2 rRNA genes are annotated in these 837 nt (G+C 40.4%); both read left to right on the forward strand.

The features are described 5' to 3' along the window. Positions 1–138 (forward strand): 23S ribosomal RNA (locus L4D74_RS25160); the annotation flags it as partial. 132 nt (positions 139–270) lie between these two features. Further along, positions 271–386, forward strand: a 5S ribosomal RNA gene (gene rrf, locus L4D74_RS25165). The last annotated feature ends 451 nt before the right edge of the window (positions 387–837 follow it).

Consider the following 837-nt stretch of genomic DNA (forward strand, 5'->3'; position numbering starts at 1 on the left):
CCCTCCCTGAGATGAGTCTTCCCTGGCACTTTAAGTGTCCTAAAGGGTTGTTCAAGACTAGAACGTTGATAGGCAGGGTGTGTAAGTGCTGCGAGGCATTGAGCTAACCTGTACTAATTGCCCGTGAGGCTTAACCATACAACACCCAAAGGGTTTTGATGGACTCAAAGCAAGAACATAATTGAATGTGTATTAAGAACTTTTATTAAGCTTTCCAGATTAATTTTGCCTTCAGTTTTTATGAAAAGCTGAAAGTAAAAGAAGAATTTGCTTGGCGACCATAGCGTTGCGGACCCACCTGATCCCATGCCGAACTCAGAAGTGAAACGCAGTAGCGCCGATGGTAGTGTGGGGTTTCCCCATGTGAGAGTAGGACATCGCCAGGCTTTAATTTCGACTTTGCTTCTTATAGAAGCAAGTCACCATAAAATTTTAAGTTTTCTTAGAGTTTTATGTTGACTTTCAAAGTAGATAGCGTATTATACGCGTCCTGCTTAGGTGCTAAGGCATTGAAAGCAAAGCTCTTTAACAATATAGACCTATATCAATCTGTGTGGACACTTGTTGATGATAATCATTATGTTTGCTTCTGCTGCAAAGCAGAAACGAACCACTTCTTCGGAAGTAAAATGGTTTTCAATGAACACGTGACCTAAGGGTAGTAAGCTCGCTTACTGTCACACAGTCAAAATTCATTATCGTTCTGTTGGAACGATAATAGCTTTAAAATTACTTCTTACTTTTTAAGTAAGGGACAGTTTTGAAGTCAGTATTCATTGAGCCGACAAAATCTTAAATTGAAGAGTTTGATCATGGCTCAGATTGAACGCTGGCGGC

The organism is Vibrio cionasavignyae, from assembly GCF_050337155.1.
GTDB classification, from domain to species: domain Bacteria; phylum Pseudomonadota; class Gammaproteobacteria; order Enterobacterales; family Vibrionaceae; genus Vibrio; species Vibrio nomapromontoriensis.